At 72.5% G+C, this 408-nt stretch carries 1 protein-coding gene; it reads left to right on the top strand.

The annotated features are described in order from the left end of the window. A partial coding sequence (locus tag ACTQV4_RS10380; protein ID WP_441569792.1) for a hypothetical protein occupies positions 1-408 on the top strand: 408 nt, incomplete at both ends.

Raw genomic sequence — 408 nt, 5'->3', positions numbered from 1 at the left:
ATGTCGACCGGCCTGACCGACCTGGGCTACAAGACCGTGCTCTACGGCGAGGACGGCGCCATGCTCTACGGCCTGCAGGAGGTGGAGGGCCTCGGCGAGAGGTTCTTCGACGCCGTGACGGGCGAGCTCTGCCGAGGCCGCTGGGTCGACGACGGGGGGACCCGCCGCCGCGTCGACGACGACGGCTCGCTGGCCGAGGGCGAGAGGCTGATCGGCGGCGGGTGGTACTGGTTCGCCCCCGGATCGGAGGGGGTCGCCGCCACCGGCTTCCAGGAGATCCCCGCCGGAGGCTCGGCCAAGACCGTCCTCTACGGCGGCGACGGCGCCATGCTCTACGGGGAGCAGAGGGTCGAGGGCCGCTGGTACAACTTCGACCGCGCCACCGGCGCCATGTCGACCGGCCTGACC

This window comes from Collinsella sp. LCP19S3_B11, from assembly GCF_052121915.1.
In the GTDB taxonomy this organism is placed as follows: Bacteria; Actinomycetota; Coriobacteriia; order Coriobacteriales; family Coriobacteriaceae; genus Collinsella.
Note: the sequence above shows the minus strand (reverse complement) of the source record. Positions and strands in the feature narration are given on the sequence as shown.